The following is an 18,112-nucleotide window of genomic DNA, read 5'->3' on the forward strand; positions in this document are numbered from 1 at the left end:
TGCCGGGAATTGGCCGGGAGTCGGGATCGCTCAGGCAGGCACGGACTCCGGGGAGGGGGCCGGTCGGGGTGTGCGGGCCCGCTCCAGCCGGGCCCGCATCTTCACCAGTCGCGTTCGCTGGCGAACGAGGACGGTCTTGCGCTCCATCGGGACCGGCGGCCGTCCGTTCGCTCCGCGACGTCCCGCCGCCCGGTCCTCTCGGACGCGGAGCTCGTACTTCTTCAGCTTCTCCTCATGAGCCTCGGTCTCGGCGGCCAGGCGCTTCTCCGCGCGGACCACCATCCGCTCGGCGGCTTCGACCTTGATCCGGATCTCGGTGGGTGAAGGCATAGCCCGTTCATGCAGTCTGTCTCTGGCCGAGTGGGCCCGGGTGAGCCGGTCGCACAGCCGGGACAGGCGAGACCAGTTGTCACACGTGTCCTCGCCATCGCCCTGCGCTGCCGAGCCATCGGCCTCGACACCCAGCGCGTGGTTCACTGCATCCTCCATCAGCGCGTGGATCTCTTTCTCGCACTGGGAGACTGTCTCCTCCAAGCGTTGGAGCCGCTGGTTGGCGTCGCGTGAGGCGTTCGCCTCCATCGGTGAGCCGTCCACGGCCACCGCCGAAAGATCGACCAGGCCACGTCGTCCGCACAGCGACAACACCTGCACGAACAGCGAGTTCAAGGCGGCACGGTGACGTCGTACGCACCGTGCGACGGTGGAGTGGTCCACTCGGCGGTTCGCGGTGATGGTTCGGCAACCCACGTCGTCCCAGCAAGCCTGCTCGATGCTGCGGGAGGAACGCACTCCCTTGCCGTAGCAGTACAGGAGCAACGCAATCAGCCTCGCGGGAGGGGAGGCCGCCCCGCCCCGTCCGTCGTCACGGTAACTGTTTTCGAACGCCGACAGGTCAAGTAGCTCGACAACGTCGAGCACCTTCCAGCACAGGCGCTCGGGCGGCAGCCACTCCCGCACATACCCCGACATCTCAAGATCACGTTCACGGTCGCCCGCCAGGAAGTTTCGCCCCACCAGCCAAGAGTCCGACGCCTCCCTGATCCTCGGAACCGAACAACGAATCGCTCTTGACCTTCACAGGACAGAGCCGCGTGACAGCCTCGCTAGTGCCGTGACCGCATTGGTTCGCCGGGTGTGATCCGGCAGGATCTCGTGCATGGTCGAAGAGAAGCTCGACGCGCTCTCGCAGATGATGGCCGAGCACAGGGCCATGCCGTTCCCGGCAGGCTTCCGTGGCCTGGACATCGAGGACCAGGACATGGTGATGCTTGATGCAGACACCTACGGCTACGCCCAGGGCGTTCTCAATGGCCCGCTCGACGAACACCGCGGCACAGGCTTGATCCGGCTGACGGCGGTCCTCGAAAGGGTTCTCCCGGCGATCGACGACGAGTACGCGACGAGGTACTACACCCACGTGCGCGACCTGGCTGTACTGGCCACCGAAATCGAGACTCTGCGCGAGAAGTGGTCCTCCAATGAGGAAGGTTCGCCCGGCTCGCGGTAACGGCGGTTGGATGTGTGGTGACGTCCTGTCCGACCGTGGGAGGTGTGGTGGCAGAGCCTGTCCGTGTGCGCAGGTCGACCGACCAGGAGGGCAGAAGCTGCAGCAGATCGTGCGGCGGGGGCAGTACCAGTTCGGTGCGGTTCCGGCGCGCGATGATGCTGCTGGCCTCGGCCGGCGGGAATCGGGTCCCGGTGATCGCCCAGCTGGTGCAGGCCGACGAGGACACCGTCCGGGATGTGATCCACCGGTTCAACGAGATCGGCCTGGCCTGTCTGGACCCTCGGTGGGCGGGAGGCCGTCCCCGCCTGCTCAGTCCTGACGACGAGGACGTCGTCGTCCAGACGGCCACCACCCGCCCGACCAAGCTCGGACAGCCCTTCACACGCTGGTCCATCCGCAAACTCGCCGCCTACCTGCGCAAAGTACACGGCCACGTGATCCGGATCGGCCGCGAGGCGTTACGGTGCCTGCTCGCCCGCCGCGGCATCACCTTCCAGCGCACCAGGACGTGGAAGGAGTCACCCGACCCGGAGCGGGACGCCAAGCTCGACCGTATCGAGCACGTGCTTGGGCGTTTCCCGGACCGCGTCTTCGCGTTCGACGAGTTCGGGCCGCTCGGCATCCGGCCCACCGGCGGGTCGTGCTGGGCCGAGCAGGGTCGGCCCGAGCGGCACCCAGCGACCTACCACCGCACCCACGGCGTCCGCTACTTCCACGGCTGCTACCCGATCGGCGACGACAGGCTCTGGGGCGTCAACCGTCGCAAGAAGGGAGCCGCGAACACCCTGGCTGCGTTGAGGTCGATCCGCGTGGCCCGGCCGGACGGCGCCCCGATCTACGTCATCTTGGACAACCTGTCCGCCCACAAGGGCGAGACGATCCGGCGCTGGGCGCGGAAGAACCGGGTCGAGCTGTGCTTCACCCCGACCTACGCGTCCTGGGCCAATCCGATCGAGGCCCACTTCGGGCCGCTGCGGCAGTTCACCGTCGCCAACTCCAACCACCGCAACCACATGGTCCAGACCCGGGCCCTACACGCCTACCTGCGCTGACGCAACCAGCATGCCAGTCACCCCGACGTCCTGGCCGCCCAGCGCCGCGAACGCGCCCGCATCCGCAGCGAGAAGGGCATCCGCTGGGGCGGACGCCCTTTCAAGATCGCGGCTTGACCGACCCGGCGAACCAATGCGGTCACGGCACTGACTTCGCTGGTCACGGGGCTGGTGTGCGCCTGCGGTGATGTACTCGCGCCGGTCAGGGGTGTGATCTTCTTCGGGAGATCGTCTGTCACCGGTGGATTTCGGTGTTCGCGAGGACGAGCGGGTTCCGCAGGAGGGTGGTGGCGTGCCGGGCATTCATGCGGATCTTGGTCAGGAAGCGCCAGGACTTCAGTTCGCGAAGCCGTGCTCGACGGCAGCGCGTTCGCGGTTGAGCAGGCGGTTCGCTTCCTTCTCCGCGTCGGTGAGGCGGTGGTTGCGGGTGGCCTTGCGGCCGGTGATGACCACCGAGTCATCGGGATCGTCGTCCGGGCCGACGAAGCCGAGGTCGGCCAGGGCTCCGAGCCCGGCCTCACGCAAATGGCTGGTGATCTTGTTGTGGCGGGCCGTGGTGATCTCGCTGGAGCGGCCGGGCTTGGCCGCGGAGATCCAGATCAGGTTGCCCTTCTCGTCGGTCAGCGCGAGAAACAGCAGGCCATGGGCTTTGTGCTTGCGGTTCTTCGCACCAGGTGCGGTCGCCCGGGTGGGCGGGACCGCGACCGGTACTGAGACGCCGGAGAAGGGTGCGGCGTTCGGCCCGTGGTCCGGAGATCTCCACGCCTTCCCCGCCCTCACCTCTTCCGTCGCGTTCCAAAGGTCGTGCGGGGGTTGCGCCTCTTGAGCCTCGCCCCCCTCCGTGGGTCGCGGGCAGCCGGGGTCAGGCGCCAGTATCCGTACGGGTTGTGGAAGAAGTCGTCATCCTCGAAACGTTCGCACTCCACACGGTTCATGATCCAGCGCGTGGCGTCCTGCGCGATGCGGAAGCCTTCGCCGTTCTGGACGCCGTGGTCCGGCTGCTCGGTCAGCAGGTAGTACGACGCGATCTCCATGGTGGTCACCCACTCCCGCAGCAGCTCCGGCTCGGGCACCGCGGTGTTCCCGGGGGCCAGCTCCACGTCGGCCTCGCCCAGGAGGTGCATGCCGCAGCTGTAGTAGACCTCCCCGTCGTGGATCACCGGCACGACCCACGCCCGGACGAGGGCGCCGACCAGGTCGTCCGCGGTCTCGGCGGCCGCCGCCTCGCTCGCCAGGGCCAGCCACCGCTCCCGACCGCAGGCCACCCCGCTGGACTCGTTCTTCACCGCGGTGGCTCCGTTGGCCAGCAGGGCCGCGGTGACGGCCAGCGCCCGGCGGGACACGTCGAGGCCGGTGGCCTGGGAGACCGGCGGTGACAGGACATAGGCGACCGAGTCGTGTGCGTCCACCGCGGCCCAGTCGTCGTCGCCGAACTCGTCGACGCCGGTGGCCCGGCGGGAAGCCACCGCGACGTCGAACGCCTCACGCATCCGGGGGTCAGGCTCCCGCTGGAACTCGTCGAGCGTGAAGTCCCCCGCGCCCGCCTCCTCGACCACCCGGCTGATGACATCGGGATCCAGGCCCACGCCGACCGCGCACAGCACGTGCCTCGGCGTCACACCGGACGCCGGGACCACGAAGCGCGTGCCATCGATGACGTGTCCTTGCCACATCTTGCTCATCTGCCCAGCATCGCAGATGTGCGTACGACGTTGTGATCTCTTTGGCACCAACTGACATTGAAGCCCCGTCATCTTGATTCCTGTTGGTCAGTGGGGCTGGCATGTCGTCTCGATGAGGTGCTCGTGCTGGTCGGAGCGGAGATCGGTAGCACGTGATCGTCCGTCAGGGGCGTCTTCTGCGCTTCCCGGGTGCGGGCCTCGGCTTGCCGCGCAGCTTCTGCGCGGGAGGGATCTGCATCGTGGACGTGCTGACGTGGATGGTCGAGCGGCGGATGTACCTGGCCAAGCGGGCTGAACTGCTGCGCAAGGAATTGGCGGGGATCGGGGTGGAGGTGGCCCGGCTGGAGGCCGCCGAGGTCGTCTTCGGGCAGTGGGCCGAGGCGACCGACGGCGGGCGGCAGCCGTCCGGCATCATCGAGCCGGAGCCGGTGGTGGCTGGTCCGGGCGCGGGTGGGATGCGGCTGGTGCCGGACCGTGTCGAGGGCATGGGGGTGGAGGTCCTCACCCCGGAGTACCGGTGGATCATGGAGAGCGTGGCCAGTTCGGACGGTCCGGTGATGGCCAGGGACGTCGCGGTCGCGCTGGGCAGGGAGACGACACCGGCGAAGGTGGAGCCGGTCCGCGGGCAGCTGCGCAAACTCGCCGACCGGGGCTGGATCTCACGGACCGGCGCGGGACGCTCTCTGACGCGCTGACCGGTCAGGGCAGTGGCGGACCGGCCGATTTCGGCCGTAACAACACGGCCTCCGGCGGGAGTTGGTGAATTTGTGACGAAAAACCAGCCCGCCGAAGGCCCTCAGGATGTTGTCTACCAGGTCCGTCTCCCGCTGTCGAAGCAGACCATCGATCTCGTCGCCGGCCTGATACGCCGCCGACGCAACCAGCTGGGCACCCGGTGGCGCAAGCTCACCCCGGGCGCCCAAGTGGTTGTCGTGCTCGCCGTACTCCGCCACGACCAGCGCCTGGCCGACATGGCCGGCGGCAACCACGTCTCCGCCTCCACCGTGCGTCGCTGGGTGAAGGAGACGATCGAACTCCTGGCTGTGCGAGCCCCGCGACTGGACCGGGCGCTGAAGAAGATCGCACGCAGCGGCGGAGTCGTGGTCCTGCTGGACGGCACCCTCGTCCGTACGCGCCGTCGCACCGGGACGGACAGCCGGAAGAACTTCTCCGGCAAGCACAAAGCCCATGGCCTGCTGTTTCTCGCGCTGACCGACGAGAAAGGAAGCGAACCGCCTGTTCAACCGCGAACGCGCTGCCGTCGAGCACGGCTTCGCGAACCTGAAGTCCTGGCGCTTCCTGACCAAGATCCGCATGAATGCCCGGCACGCCACCACCCTCCTGCGGAACCCGCTCGTCCTCGCGAACACCGAAATCCACCGGTGACAGACGATCTCCCGAAGAAGATCACACCCCTGACCGGCGCGAGTACATCACCGCAGGCGCACACCAGCCCCGTGACCAGCGAAGTCAGGATGAAAACTTCTCTGAACCGCTCCGGGATCGGTGGAGGCTCTATCTGTTGACTCCAGCTGCCGGTTGGGGCTGCTGTTGAGCGTAGTGGTTGGTCTCGTGCTCGTGGGGCGGGATGTCTCCGATCGCGGTGTGGAGGCGCTGGTTGTTGAACCAGCCGACCCATTCCGCGGTGGCGAGTTCGACGTCGGCAAGGCCGTGGCAGGGCCTGCGCGGCTTGATCAACTCCGTCTTGTAGAGGCCGCTCTGGGATTCCATGAGCGCGTTGTCCGGGGCGTCGCCGACAGTGCCGATCGAGGCGTCGATGCCGGCCTAGATCAGGTGCAGCGGTGAATGCGAAAGACGTGTACTGACCGGGTTCAACCAGTCGTAGCAACACTCCTGATCAGAAGGGTGTGTTGTGGGACGACCAGCGGGTTGGACGACGGAGTTGACCGGTCGGTCACCGATGAAGTCGCCGGGGCGGCCCTCGACTCGGCGCGAGGTCGAGCGGCCGTTCCGGGGCGAGATCGCCAAGGGCCTGACCAGTGAGGATGCGGCGGTCGCTGTCGGAGCTGCGCCGACGATGGGAACGCGGTGGTTCCGACACGCTGGCGGGATGCCGCAGATCAACCCGACCGTCTCGGGCCGCTACCTCTCGTTCGCCGAACGGGAGGAGATCGCTCTGCTGCGCGTGCAGGGCGCCGGGGTACGGCAGATCGCCGGACGGCTGGGTCGGTCGCCATCAACGATCTCCCGGGAGCTGCGGCGCAACGCGGCCACACGCGGCGGCAGACTCGAGACCGGGCCTCGGTCGCGCAGTGGAAGGCCGACCTCGTGGCACGGCGCCCCAAGGAGGCGAAGCTGGCCGCGAACGAGCGGCTGCGGGAGTACGTCCAGGACCGCTTGCTGGGCGTGATCCGAGCCCGGATGGCAGGGCGCTTCCCGGCCCGCAGGTGCCCGATTGGAAGGGGCGCAACAAGCCGCATCGTCATGATCGCCGGTGAGCGAATGCCTGGAGCCCAGAGCAGATCTCAGCCGGCTGAAGATCGACTTCCCTGAGGACGAGTCCATGCGCATCAGCCACGAAGCGATCTACCAGGCCCTTCACGTCGAGCCTCGCCGGCCTCAAACGCGAGCTCGTGGCCTGCCTTCGCACCGGCCGCGCCTTGCGTGTCCCATGGGCGAGGGCCCGTAACAAGCCGGGCGCTGTACAAGGACCATTGGATGTGCGTGGTGTCCGCCGACCGAGCCCCGGCCATCCTCGGCCGCGAGGCACTGGCCGAACGACCTTGGGTGTTGCCCTACCGCCACCCGTGCCGGTCTTCCCTCCCCCGAACCAACTGCACGCCGAAGACATCGAACCCCATGCGGAGATCGTCACGGAGAACTTCCTCGCCATTCCCCATCTGGTCGCGGGGACCGGCCGGATCGGCCTGATGCCCGAACGGGTCTCCGCCCCCGCCCCGTCCGCACAACCCATCACCGTCGTCCAACCCGCTTTCGAGATCGGCCACTTGATGGAGTCCCTGTGGTGGCACACCTCCATGGACGCCAACCGGCCCACATGTGGCTGCGCCGCATCGCCGCCCGGGCAGGCCAAGCAGTCGAGAGCGGTGCCATGGTTTAAATCTGCAACATCGTGCTAGCCTCCGGATGTCCAAATTTGGATATCAACCTCCCTCGCATGTCCCCGGAGCGCTCAGTGAACATCTTGTTGTGGGCTGTCCAGTCCCTGCTCGCAGTAGCCTTCCTTGCCGTGGGCGCCATGAAGATCTTCCGGAACAGGACCGAACTCGCGGCCACCTTCGGCTGGGTCGAGCAGTTCTCCGACCCGTCCGTGAAGGCAATCGGCGCCCTGGACGCGCTCGTCGGCCTCGGCCTGGTCCTCCCGGGCGTCACGAACATCGCCCCGGCGCTCGTGCCCTGGGCGGCGCTCGGCGGCATCGCGCTCGCAGGCGGCGGTTCGGTCGTCCACCTGCGCCGGTCCGAAACACAACTCGCCGCCGTGAACGTCGTCTACATAGCCCTACTGGCCCTGGTCGCCTGGGGCCGCTTCGGCCCGTACGCGTTCTGAGTGGGCGGTTCGTAAGGTGCTGTCCTTCTGGCTGAGGTGGGAGTAAGGACGCTGGTGGAGGTTGTGTCGGCTATTGCTTCCTGGCGAAGTTGCCGGTGTCGGCCTCGGTGAGGATCCCGAGTTTGACCAGGCGTTTCAGCTTGGCGCGGGTGCCTTCGACGTTCTTCGGCAGCAGTTCGTGGCCGAGGGCTTCGCAGACGTCCTTGGCCCGTAGGGGCCCGGTCGTGTGGTTGAAGGCGGCGAGGATGCGGGGGTAGTCCGGGTGCTCGGGCAGGTCCGGCGCGACGGCTGGGAGCCGGTCGGCGAGACCGGTGACGGTCTTGCGGGTGATCGTGAGGTGCTCCAGGTACGTCTCGGCCTCCCGTAACCGGGTCTGCAGGTCGTCGATCTGTGTGTGGAGGTCGTCGGCCAGGCCCGGGCGGCGTCTTCCTGGAGGTCCAGGGCATCGAGCAGGGGCCGGATGTTCACGTTGCCGCCGCCTACGCCGCGCGCCCGGTGGGGGCGTTCGCGCCTGGGTGAGGCGGCGGGTCATGACGTGGGTCATCGCCCAGTAGACGCGGGAGGCGGAGGAGGAGGGGCGGTGCTCGTAGTCACGGACCAGGCGCCGGTGCAGTATCAGGATCCCGTAGGTCTGCTCGACCCTCCACCGCTTCGGCTGCGGCACGAACCCCACCTGCTGCGGGTTGCGCGCGACGATCTCGACGTCGATTCCCAGGCCGACGCCGTGTTCGACGACCTGGTTCTTGAAGCCCTGGTCGACCAGGGCTTTGCGGACGGTTCCGCGGGCGTGCTCGGCGACCTGGTCCAGCAGGATGATGCCCGCGGCGTTGTCGTGGGTGTTCGCGGCGAGGACGACGACTGCAATGACCAGGCCGAGGACGTCCACGGTCAGTCCGCGTTTGCGGCCGGGCACCCGCTTGGCCGGATCGTGGCCACTGGTGGCGGCGGGGACCCCGGCGGCCACATGGACACTCTGGGTGGCCAGGACCACCAGGGTCGGGTCCTCTAATCGGCGGGCGCGTTCACGGACCTGGCAGCGCAGGAGTTCGCGGATGACCTGGTCGGTTCCGTCGTCCCGCCAGGCGGCGAAATAGTAGTACGTCGCGCTCTTCGGCGACAGGTCGTGCGGGAGATAGGCCCACTGACAGCCGGTCCGCCCCTGGTAGAGGATCGCGTTCACGATCTCCCGCATCGCGTACGCGCCCTGATGACCGCTGACCGAGCGGTGCCGGCACGCGGTGATCACCGGCTCGATCAACGACCATTGCTCGTCCGATAAGCCACTCGGATACGGCTTGCGTTCACTGAGCCTCTTTCATCCTGTGCTGGCGGGTGAAATGGGCTGGTCAGTGGGTGTGGTGACGAGGCAGGGCCCCTCGTCGTTGGCGTGGTGATTCCACTCAACACACCGGCGACCGAAGGGGCCCTGTTGGTTCCGTATCCTGCCACGCTCGACGTCCCGCATGAGCTCGTTGAGCACGTCGCCTGGCTGCTGTACGAGCACCGCCGCGCACGTAACACCCGCTGGCGGAAGCTCCGCTGCTTCGACCAGGCACTGCTCACGCTGGTCCACCTGCGCAAGAACGAGACGTTCGCCCAGCTCGGCGCCGGGTTCGCGATATCGCAGGCCACTGCCTGGCGCTACGTGGACGAGGCCCTGGAGGTGCTGGCTTCCTGGGCCCCAGGCCTCCATGAAGCCCTCACCGGCCTCGGTGAGGGCGACCACGTCATCGTCGACGGCACGCTGATCCCCACCGACCGCGTCCGCGCCGATCAGCCGTACCACTCGCAGAAACACAAGAAGCACGGCATGAACGTGCAGGTCATCGCCCGCCCTGACGGCACACCGCTGTGGTTCTCCCGCGCGACACCCGGCCGCACGCACGACCTGACCTCGGCCCGCGCCCACGGCTGCGCAGAGCACGCTCCTCCACCCGCCGCATCAGCCGCACCGTCCAAGCCATCCACACACTCATGACCTGCGACTATTCAGGATGAAAGAGGCTCACTCACCCGAACACATCACCAGATCAACAACCGCGAACCAGCAGATTCCACCCCGCCACCACACCATCAGGCGACACCAGATCCACGTAAAAACTAACGAACCGCCCACTTACACCAACGGCCACTTACCGGCCGCTCTGCCTCCGATGCCGCGTTGCACAAGCATAGAAGAGAGGGCTTCGACTGCGGGTGAGGTGTCGGCCTCGCGGGTCGTGATGTGGATGTCGTGTGTGAGGCCGGTGGGTTGGGCTACTTCGAGGTAGGTCACGCCTTGGCGAGGTGCTGCCGCGAGAGCGGGGATGAGAGCTACACCAAAGTCCGCAGCCACCAGCAGCATCAGGAGATGATACTGGTCGGAACGGAAGGCGATCTTGGGTTCGAAGCCCTCGGCTCGGCAGATGAGCTCTGTCGCCGCCTGGAAGCCGGAGCTCGGCAGCGCGGAGAGCCAGGTGGCGTCGGCGTAGTCCCGAAGGTTGGCGGCGGTCTGGCCTGCTCGCTGAAGGTGGGGGGGCACGGCCAGTAGCAGCCGGTCTCGGTGAAGGAGCACCTGGCGCAGGCCGTGGAGATCGGGTTTTGGCAGGCGTCCGTATTCGTGAGTGACTGCCAGATCCAGGTCTCCGTTCGCGACCGCTGGCATGGATGTCTCCGGTTCCGCCTCGGTGAAGGTCATGCTCACGTCCTTGTATCGCTGGCGGAAGGCCATCAGCGAAGGCACGATGAGACCGGTGGCGACGCTGTTGAATGCTGCGACTCGGACTCTGCCTCCGCGCAGTCCGGACACAGCGCGCACGGCGGCCTCCGCAGCGTCGAGTTCGACGAATACGCGATGGGCGTGTTCCACCAGAACCCGCCCTGCCTCAGTGAGACGTACGCTGCGGGCGGAGCGCTCCAGCAGTGCGATCCCCATTTCCTCTTCCAAGGCGGTGAGCTGCTGGGAGGCGGCTGAAGGCGTGCAGCCTGCCAGCTGAGCCGCTCCGGCGATGGTGCCTGTGTGTACGAGGTCCCGAAGCAGGCTGAGCCGACGAGTGTTGAGCATGAGAGAAACCTATGTCCGTCAAGGCCGTCCGGTCTGGCGGACAAGCCGGGTGGCTGGCATCGCTTGCGGGGGCGCGGCGCCGTATCCGCGGCCTTCCCGATTTACCGGTTTTTGCTGAGCGCAATGAGGGAAATGAGTTCCCATGCGACGTGTGCGGCGGCGAGTCCGGTTATGCCGCCGTGATCGTAGGCGGGGGCGACCTCCACGACGTCGCATCCGACAATATTCAGACCCGCCAGGCCGCGGAGCGTTCGGAGGAATTCACGGGTTGCCAGTCCCCCTACCTCCGGAGTTCCGGTGGCCGGGGCATGCGCGGGGTCGAGGACATCGATGTCGACAGATATGTAGACAGGGCGTGTGCCCAGACGCCGCCGGATCTGCGCGACAATATCGCTGACTTTCTCATCCTGGAATGCCTCGCTGTCGATAATCTCGAACCCGGCTTCCCGGTCATCGGCCAGTTCGCTCGGATCGTAGATGCCGCCGCGTGTTCCGACGTGCTGGCAGTGGTTGAGGTCGATGATCCCTTCCTCGGCCGCGCGCCTGAAGGGCGACCCGTGCCACACGCTTGCACCGTGGCAGGTGTCCCAGGTGTCCAGGTGCGCGTCGAAGTGAAGGACCGCCAGCGGCCCATGTGCCGCGGCTGCCGCCCGCATGAGGGGCAAGGCGACAGTGTGGTCACCGCCAAGGGCGACAATGCGCGTGTCCTGTTCCACCAGACGCCGCGCGGCGGTCTCGATCGCCGCAACTGCACGCGCGATGTCGTACGGACCCACCGCGACGTCGCCGGCATCGACGACCTGTTGTGAGTCGAACGGAAAGACATTGAGGAACTGGTGGTACGGGTGCAGCTGTCGTAAATTCTCACGAATGTACGCAGGGCCGAATCGGGCGCCGGGTCGGAAGCTCGTCCCGCTGTCGAAGGGAATTCCGAGGACGGCGACGTCTGCGTGCGTGACCTCTTCGATTCGCGGAAGCAGTGCGTAGGTCGCAATCCCGCCGTAGCGAGGCATCTCAGGTTCGTTGCGCTGTCCGATCGGAGTGGGATTTCCCATGCGCGCAGTACTCATTTCATAGTTGGGTGGATTTTCTGGTTCAGCGCTGTACAGTCCTGTGCCCGTGGAGGCGGCCGGCTCCGGCCATGGGAGCAGTAAGGAATATCCAATGGTGTTCTGTCGGCAGGCAGAGGCCGGTCAGGATTCCGTCCTGCGACAAGAGAGGGGAGGGCTGTGTACGCGTGCGTGAACAGCGTGGCTCATTTGCGGCGACAGGAGAAGCAGGGCCGACTGATGCCGAGCTTAAGCTGCTCTAATGCTCGGGGAGGGGGAGGCTTGGCCGTAGGTCTGGTTGGTGCCGTCGTCACGCCACTTCGCGAAGTACTCAGGTTGAACTCGTAGAGCCTGCGGGGTCGTGACGGTTCGTGATCCTTGCGGTACGACGGGATCGTGAGGTACGCGCAGAGGGGCCGCCCGGCGAGCAGGAGAAGCGGGAACGGCTGAGGCTGGAGGCAGCCGAGCGGTTCGAGCGCGGTGATGAGGCCACGCGGCAGATCTGCGGGTCACGGAGCGCACGGTCCGGCGGTGGCGCAGGGCCTGGTGCGAAGGCGGGGCGGCGGCGCTGAAGCCGAAGGGGCCGAGTCCCGCGAGCGGCTGTCGGTGCGGGAGCGGGAGCGGCTGGAGGCGGAGCTGAAGCGGGGACCGCTGGCTCATGGCTTCAGTGATGACCAGCGGTGGACGCTGGGCCGGATCAAGACCCTGATCGGCAGGCTGTTCCACAAGGTCTACACGGTTCAGGGAGTGGCCAAGCTGCTGAAACGGCACGGCTGGTCCTGCCAGGTCCCGGTGCGTCGGGCGATCGAGCGGGACGAGGAGGCCATCAAGATGTGGAAGGACGAGGTGTGGCCGCGGTTAAAATGACCGCGGCGGACCTGGGCGCCTACATCTGCTTCGAGGACGAGGCAGGCCAAGGGCTGAAACCGCCGAAAGGCCGCACTTGGGCACCGCGAGGAGCGCGGCCGGTGGTGCGGGTGAGGGCCGGGGAAACGGCCGGGTCAACATCGCCGGCGCCGTCTGCTTCCGGCCCGGCAGCCGCCCGCACCTCTTCTACCGGCTGCACGTCTACCATGGCCGCAAGGGCGAGCCGAAGACGTTCGCCTGGCACGAGTACCGGGACCTGATCGTCACTGCCCACCAGCAGCTGAACGCCCCGCTCGTGTGGTGCTGGGACAATCTCAACGTCCACCTGGCCAAGGAGCTCGCCGCATGCGCCGAGGAGCACCAGGACTGGTTACGGATCTTCCAGATGCCGTCATACGCACCGAAACTGAACCCCGCCGAAGACGTGTGGTCGCTCCTCAAGCGCGCCATCGCCAACTTCGTCGCCACCGACCTCGGTGGACTCGTCCGCATCGTCAAACGCAAGCTCAAGAAGATCCAGTTTAGACCCCGCCTGATCGACGACTGCCTCACCGGGACCGGCCTGATCATCGAACCCTGGTGACCACGCAGCCGGACTTCGCCTACTGCCCGGCCGACACCACGCTGGACGATCTGGACGACTACCAGGTCCGCCACATGACCCCGGCCATGGCCGCCCACGCCTGTCTCACCGTCCTGCACGCCCGCGAACTCGACACCGACAAAGCAGAAACGGATCCTCCCAGCTCATCCACCTCAGCCTCGCCGAGATCCGACGCCTGATCACCCGACCCACCCACCGCCACCCCGCCCCGGTCGGCCACATCCTGCACTGGTCAGCATGGCGCCGCAGACGCCAGCACCAGGCTCGGGGGAAGCGGGGCTGGGGCCCGTCATGGACGGGCCCCAGCAGGGCATCGGTTCAGAGCAGACGCCGGTGCAGTTCGGCGGCCGGCAGACCGCCGGCGCCCAGCACGGCGAGGGCTTCCTCCAACCTCAGGCCCCTCGCGAGGGCGATGGCACACACGGAGCGCGCGGCGTCCAGCGGCTCCTGCCTGCCGGCCACCATCCAGGCGAAGCCGGTGCCCTGCCAACCGGCACACCGCGTCACTCCGAAGGAATGCGAAACTCGAATTCGGGACGGTCCCACGGCACGGCGGGCGGGTTCGCGAACGCGGTCCCGGTCCGCACCGCACCAACGCGGTGGTAGAAGTCCTCGGCGGGAAGATGCGACACGACCTTGACACAGTCGAGCCTGGCGGCACGGGCCTCGGCCTGCATGTGCGCGACGAGCAGCCGTCCAATACCGCGTCCTTGCGCTTCGTCGGCGACGAACAGCAGGTCGAGCTCCGGTGGCGCGAGGACGAGCGAGTAGAACCCGAGGACCCGGCCTCCATGCTCGTCGGCGCCGACGGCCACAAAGGCGCGGTGGGCCTCGATGTAATCAGGGCCGACCCGGTAGCCCGCCACTGCGGCCGCGTACATACCCTCGTAGGCGCCTGAGCCACGCACGAGCCGCGTGAGCCGTTTGGCATCCCGCGCGACGGCCCTCCGTATCGTGATCGGCTGGCTGATCGGGGAAGTGCGTGAACTCATCGGGAGAGTATTTCGCACCGGGAAGTGCCTTCCTGCGGCGGGTCGGCTGCTCGGGCAGGCGTTCCTGTACCGCTCCCGGGAACCACTCGTGCGAGCGCAACCGATCTCACGCCGAAGCCGCGCCGGAGCGCTTCGGTGCGGCTTCGGCGTCTCACGGCTCCGCACGGAGGTCCCCGCCGGAACGGACGAAGGTAATGGGCCTCGCCGTGTCACAAGCGATCACACACTGCCCCTATGACGGGGGCTACGCCTGTGTGGGCCTGACCAGGTGGAAGACCTCCTGGGCAGCGTAGCGTTTGAGGCATCGGACGATTTTCGCGGAGCAATGCTCAAGACCTCATAGCACTGCACGGTGACGGGTGCCCCCTGCTCAAGACCTGGAGCCGGACTCCGCTCCACAGGCAGAGGCCCCGTCACCGTGCATCTGCCGGAGCACGTCGCACATCTCCACGATGACGTCATGATCGTGACCTGAGCCGTCCGTACGGCCACCTCTCCCTCACCACGCGAGCCGCCGAGCTCCTTCCAGAGGCCGGGGACCGTGCGGGGAGCCGGGGCTGCGAACTGCTCATCGGATGTCGGGCCATCGATCCCCTCCTGTCAGGTCGCGGCGCGCTCTGCGCAGGCTCACACACCAGGCGGGCGAAGAGTAGGGAGCTTGAAGTTGACGATCACGTGCGGGATCGACTGGGCGGAAGACCACCACGACGTGGCTCTGGTCGACGAGACGGGAAAGCTGGTCGCCAAGCAGCGCATCAAGGACGACGCGGACGGTTTCCGCCGGCTGCCTGCCCTGCTCGCAGAAGCCGGCGACTGCGCTGAAGGCCCGATACCGGTCGCGGTGGAGACCGCCCGCGGCCTGGTGTTCGCCGGCCTGCGCACCACCGGCCGCAAGGTGTACTCGATCAATCCGATGGCGGTGGCCCGCTACCGCGAGCGGCACCGCAGTGCCCGCGCGAAGTCCGACCACGCCGACGCGATGACGCTGGCCGACGTCCTGCGGACCGACACCGACGTGCACCGGCCGCTGCCCGCCGACTCCGAACTGGTCCGGGCGATCGCCGTCCCCGCCCGCGCCCAGCAGGACACGGTGTGCAACCGCGCCCCGATCAGAAGCCCGAGGAAGGCTGAAGGGCACCACTGATCCACCGGAATTGACAATTACTCAGATTTCGCGTCGGGTCTTGCCCTTGCGAAGGTGTCCGCCGCTCCATGCCGCGCCGCCAAGCAGCGTGGTGACGAGCACGCCCGTGCATGCCCACAGGTTCGGCACTCAGTGGACGAGCGTGGAGCGCACGGCCCGGGTGACCCACAGCAGAACGAGCGCGACGGTCTGGATGCCTGCGACGACGACGATCAGAAGGGGGACGGAGATGTCGTACAGGACTCCGGCCAAGGCGCCGCCGACCAACGCGGCCGCACCCATGATCCCGGCGAAGACGCCGTACGCGGTGGCCCGGCGGCCCACGGGTACGAGGTCGGCGACGGTGGCACGCAGCGTGGACTCCTGAACGCCGACCGCGGCGCCCCACACCAGCGCCCCCGCCACGGCCACTCCCACCGTGTCGGTGAAGGCCAGGACCGGAACGGCGGCGGACAGCAGCGGCAGGACGACCAGGACCTGGGCGCCGAACCAGTCGTACAGCCAGCCCGTGGCCAGCGCCGCCACCGCGTCCGCGGCCATGGCCGCCGCGTACAGCACCGGCACCATCGCGGTCGGCATCAAGTGCCGGACGACCAGGTGGTAGGAGAGCACCCCGAAGGTGGCGAAACCGGTCAGGGTCGCTGCGGTGAAGACCGCGTAGGCCCAGAAGGCCCGCGGCAGCTTCCTCTCCCGGGACCCGGCAGGAGGCGGCTCCTCGGGCGCCGCCGTGCCGATGGTGGTCTCGTAGCCGACCGGATCGGGAACCCTGGCACGCAACCAGAGCAGCAGCGTGACGGCGGCCACGCCGGGCAGCGCGAGCAGCCCGAGCGCCGGGGCGTAGTCGTCGCCGGTGAGGGCGAGGACCCCGGCCACGGTGAGCGGGCCGACAAGAGCGCCGACCTGGTCCATCGCCTCGTGGACCGCGAAGCCGCGGCCTCTTCCGGTGGCGGCGGTGGCGTGCGAGAGCAGTGTGTCCTTGGCCGGGGAACGCACGGCCTTGCCGACACGTTCCGCGATCACCAGGGTGCAGGCCACCCACAGCACACCGGTCAGACCGAGCACCGGGACGGTGGCCGCGGTCAGCACGTATCCGGCGATCGTCCACGTCCAGAAGCGGCGGCTGCGGTCGGCCAGCGGTCCCGACGCCAGACGCAGTCCGAGCGCGGCGGCCTCCCCCGCCCCCGTGACCACGCCGACCACGGCCGCGGAGGCGCCCAGGTGGGCGAGCAGTGGGCCGGTGACGGAACGAGCGCCCTCGTAGACGAAGTCCATCAGCAGACTGACGCCCCCGAACACCACCACGAACCGCCACGCCGAGAGCCCCCGGGCGGGTCCGCCCGACGGTTCGGGCGTGACAGACGTGGTGCGGGCGGGCTTCACGAACTCCTCCCCAGGGTGTCGCGTGCCTGGCGGGCCGGGCATGGCCACGTGAACACGGACCACCTCCTTGGCGCTCTCCTCTTCACCGGACGAATCCGACAGGCGCATCCTCTCTCACCACGCTGTAGCAGTCAGAGGCGGAGGCGCGCGCAGGACACTCTCCCGCCCCGCCAGACGAGCGTGGCACCGTTCACGCTCAATCGACCCGCTCGATGGCCCGGTCGTACTCGCCCGTCTCCGGAGGCAGAACCGCGGACGGGGCGAGGCGGCGGCGCTCCCGAGCCTGGGCGTAACCCGTCAGACCGATCAGCACGGCCAACAGCACGGCCGACGAACCCGCCGTACCGAGGTCGAGACCGCCCTTCGCGACCGGCTTGGTCAGGAAGTCACCGGCCGTCGCCCCGAGCGGGCGGGTCAGCACGAAGGCGATCCAGAACAGCAGCACGTTCGGCACGACGGGCGCCCTCATCAGGGCCACCAGTACCAGCAGGACACCGGTCACCAGCGCCGCCCCGCCGGCGTAGCCGAGGCCCGAACTGTCGGACAGGAAGTCGCCCATCGAAGTGCCGAGGGTGTTGGAGACGAGGATCGCCGACCAGAACAGCGTCTCCCCGCGGAAGCTGACGATGTCCCGGATGACGAACGTCATCCCCGTCAGCTTCCACACGGCGAAGACGACGACCAGGACCGAGATCAGGATCGCCGCGCCCGTCGGGTATCCGAGGCCGAGGCCCTGCGGTCCCCAGCCCAGCGAAGCGGCGCCGCTCGAGAGGTACTTGGCGCTGGCATCGCGGTTCATGAAGTCGGACATCGTGGTGCCGGCCATGCTGGTCGACAGGATGACCGTCCAGTAGAAGAACGGGTTGTAGCTGCGGGAGCGCAACTGAACGACCAGGGTCACCACGAAGAGCAGGAACAGGGCGGCCGTGGTGAGGAAGTAGCCGACCTTCAGGGTCTGCGCGAAGAGGTCACCGGCCGTCTCACCCAGAGTCGTCGCGGCCACCTTCATGATCCAGAACGCGAGGGTGACCTCGGGCAGCTTCTTCATCACCGACCCGGCCGTGGTCGCGCCACGTTGCGGCCCGGCGGCAACGTCTAAGTCGGTGAGGACTTCGGGATTCTCCATGGTCGGACACTCCTGTTCGTGGGGGGTGTGAAAGGGCACCCGTCTCCGCAAGGAGGACCGGCGCCCCGCGACACACGGGCCGACCGCGGAGGCCGGCCGTGGTGTCCGACCTTGTCGGTGACCGCCTGAACGCTTCC

General features: G+C 67.7%; 15 protein-coding genes and 7 pseudogenes. 11 read left to right on the forward strand and 11 right to left on the reverse strand.

Annotated elements, in window-relative coordinates; translation table 11 throughout:
* Positions 1-30 precede the first annotated feature (30 nt).
* Positions 31-1,014, reverse strand: a complete 984-nt coding sequence (locus tag AQJ64_RS36850) for a transposase (RefSeq protein ID WP_055631951.1) — start codon at positions 1,012-1,014, stop codon at positions 31-33.
* Positions 1,015-1,156: 142 nt separating this feature from the next.
* Between AQJ64_RS36850 and AQJ64_RS36855 the strand changes: the two genes are divergently transcribed.
* Both AQJ64_RS36855 and AQJ64_RS36860 read left to right on the forward strand, forming a co-directional pair.
* On the forward strand, positions 1,157-1,507 hold the full coding sequence (locus AQJ64_RS36855; protein WP_055631950.1) for a hypothetical protein: 351 nt from the start codon (positions 1,157-1,159) through the stop codon (positions 1,505-1,507).
* 47 nt (positions 1,508-1,554) lie between these two features.
* Positions 1,555-2,676, forward strand: a pseudogene (locus AQJ64_RS36860) (IS630 family transposase).
* A gap of 219 nt (positions 2,677-2,895) precedes the next feature.
* Here AQJ64_RS36860 and AQJ64_RS48585 read toward each other — a convergent pair.
* Together AQJ64_RS48585 and AQJ64_RS50270 are read right to left on the reverse strand one after the other, a co-directional pair.
* Complete coding sequence (locus tag AQJ64_RS48585) at positions 2,896-3,339, reverse strand: transposase family protein (protein ID WP_055631949.1); 444 nt, start codon at positions 3,337-3,339, stop codon at positions 2,896-2,898.
* The gene (locus tag AQJ64_RS50270) at positions 3,336-4,241 is read right to left on the reverse strand and encodes a hypothetical protein (protein WP_206189617.1); all 906 of its coding nucleotides are present in this window, start codon (positions 4,239-4,241) and stop codon (positions 3,336-3,338) included. The genes AQJ64_RS48585 and AQJ64_RS50270 overlap by 4 nt, the downstream gene beginning before the upstream one ends.
* Before the next feature lie 239 nt (positions 4,242-4,480).
* Here AQJ64_RS50270 and AQJ64_RS36875 point away from each other — a divergent pair, with 239 nt between their 5' ends.
* Both AQJ64_RS36875 and AQJ64_RS46925 read left to right on the forward strand, forming a co-directional pair.
* The gene (locus AQJ64_RS36875; protein ID WP_157880833.1) at positions 4,481-4,936 is read left to right on the forward strand and encodes a hypothetical protein; all 456 of its coding nucleotides are present in this window, start codon (positions 4,481-4,483) and stop codon (positions 4,934-4,936) included.
* A 72-nt stretch (positions 4,937-5,008) separates the two neighbouring features.
* Entirely contained in the window at positions 5,009-5,767 is a 759-nt protein-coding gene (locus tag AQJ64_RS46925) for a transposase family protein (RefSeq protein WP_240512470.1), read from the forward strand.
* Here the strand turns inward: AQJ64_RS46925 and AQJ64_RS36885 are convergent.
* Positions 5,757-6,020, reverse strand: coding sequence for an integrase core domain-containing protein (locus AQJ64_RS36885; protein WP_079062159.1), 264 nt, complete (start codon positions 6,018-6,020; stop codon positions 5,757-5,759). The two genes, AQJ64_RS46925 and AQJ64_RS36885, sit on opposite strands and share 11 nt — an antisense overlap.
* Before the next feature lie 142 nt (positions 6,021-6,162).
* Between AQJ64_RS36885 and AQJ64_RS51335 the strand changes: the two are divergent.
* The 3 genes and pseudogenes from AQJ64_RS51335 to AQJ64_RS36895 all read left to right on the forward strand — a co-directional run.
* Positions 6,163-6,955 (forward strand): annotated as a pseudogene (locus AQJ64_RS51335) (transposase); the annotation flags it as partial.
* A gap of 54 nt (positions 6,956-7,009) precedes the next feature.
* Entirely contained in the window at positions 7,010-7,342 is a 333-nt protein-coding gene (locus AQJ64_RS51340; RefSeq protein WP_162252479.1) for a type 2 periplasmic-binding domain-containing protein, read from the forward strand.
* 38 nt (positions 7,343-7,380) lie between these two features.
* Positions 7,381-7,770 carry a DoxX family protein gene (locus AQJ64_RS36895; RefSeq protein ID WP_276206615.1) on the forward strand — a complete coding sequence of 130 codons (390 nt, stop codon included), beginning with the start codon at positions 7,381-7,383 and terminating at the stop codon, positions 7,768-7,770.
* 502 nt (positions 7,771-8,272) lie between these two features.
* Here AQJ64_RS36895 and AQJ64_RS36900 read toward each other — a convergent pair.
* Positions 8,273-9,028: pseudogene (locus AQJ64_RS36900) on the reverse strand (IS5 family transposase); the annotation flags it as partial.
* A 129-nt stretch (positions 9,029-9,157) separates the two neighbouring features.
* Here AQJ64_RS36900 and AQJ64_RS36905 point away from each other — a divergent pair.
* A pseudogene (locus AQJ64_RS36905) lies at positions 9,158-9,691 on the forward strand (transposase family protein); the annotation flags it as partial.
* Positions 9,692-9,886: 195 nt separating this feature from the next.
* Here AQJ64_RS36905 and AQJ64_RS36910 read toward each other — a convergent pair.
* Both AQJ64_RS36910 and speB read right to left on the reverse strand, forming a co-directional pair.
* Entirely contained in the window at positions 9,887-10,813 is a 927-nt protein-coding gene (locus AQJ64_RS36910; protein ID WP_055631943.1) for a LysR family transcriptional regulator, read from the reverse strand.
* A 101-nt stretch (positions 10,814-10,914) separates the two neighbouring features.
* Positions 10,915-11,868 carry an agmatinase gene (gene speB / locus AQJ64_RS36915; RefSeq protein WP_055631942.1) on the reverse strand — a complete coding sequence of 318 codons (954 nt, stop codon included), beginning with the start codon at positions 11,866-11,868 and terminating at the stop codon, positions 10,915-10,917.
* Positions 11,869-12,308: 440 nt separating this feature from the next.
* On the opposite strand from speB, the pseudogene AQJ64_RS52500 reads away from it, so the two are divergent.
* A pseudogene (locus AQJ64_RS52500) lies at positions 12,309-13,312 on the forward strand (IS630 family transposase).
* A 50-nt stretch (positions 13,313-13,362) separates the two neighbouring features.
* Positions 13,363-13,512 (forward strand): annotated as a pseudogene (locus AQJ64_RS36930) (IS701 family transposase); the annotation flags it as partial.
* A gap of 139 nt (positions 13,513-13,651) precedes the next feature.
* Here the strand turns inward: AQJ64_RS36930 and AQJ64_RS36935 are convergent.
* Positions 13,652-13,840 carry a hypothetical protein gene (locus AQJ64_RS36935; protein ID WP_055631940.1) on the reverse strand — a complete coding sequence of 63 codons (189 nt, stop codon included), beginning with the start codon at positions 13,838-13,840 and terminating at the stop codon, positions 13,652-13,654.
* Positions 13,837-14,325, reverse strand: a complete 489-nt coding sequence (locus tag AQJ64_RS36940) for a GNAT family N-acetyltransferase (RefSeq protein ID WP_055631939.1) — start codon at positions 14,323-14,325, stop codon at positions 13,837-13,839. Before AQJ64_RS36940 ends, AQJ64_RS36935 begins: the two co-directional genes overlap by 4 nt.
* Before the next feature lie 664 nt (positions 14,326-14,989).
* On the opposite strand from AQJ64_RS36940, the pseudogene AQJ64_RS36945 reads away from it, so the two are divergent.
* A pseudogene (locus AQJ64_RS36945) lies at positions 14,990-15,436 on the forward strand (IS110 family transposase); the annotation flags it as partial.
* 162 nt (positions 15,437-15,598) lie between these two features.
* Here AQJ64_RS36945 and AQJ64_RS36950 read toward each other — a convergent pair.
* Positions 15,599-16,849: an MFS transporter gene (locus AQJ64_RS36950; RefSeq protein WP_055631938.1), complete on the reverse strand. Its 1,251-nt coding sequence runs from the start codon at positions 16,847-16,849 to the stop codon at positions 15,599-15,601.
* Between the two features lie 196 nt (positions 16,850-17,045).
* Positions 17,046-17,975, reverse strand: coding sequence for a COG4705 family protein (locus AQJ64_RS36955; protein ID WP_055631937.1), 930 nt, complete (start codon positions 17,973-17,975; stop codon positions 17,046-17,048).
* Positions 17,976-18,112: the final 137 nt, after the last annotated feature.

The organism is Streptomyces griseoruber (genome assembly GCF_001514205.1).
In the GTDB taxonomy this organism is placed as follows: Bacteria; Actinomycetota; Actinomycetes; order Streptomycetales; family Streptomycetaceae; genus Streptomyces; species Streptomyces griseoruber.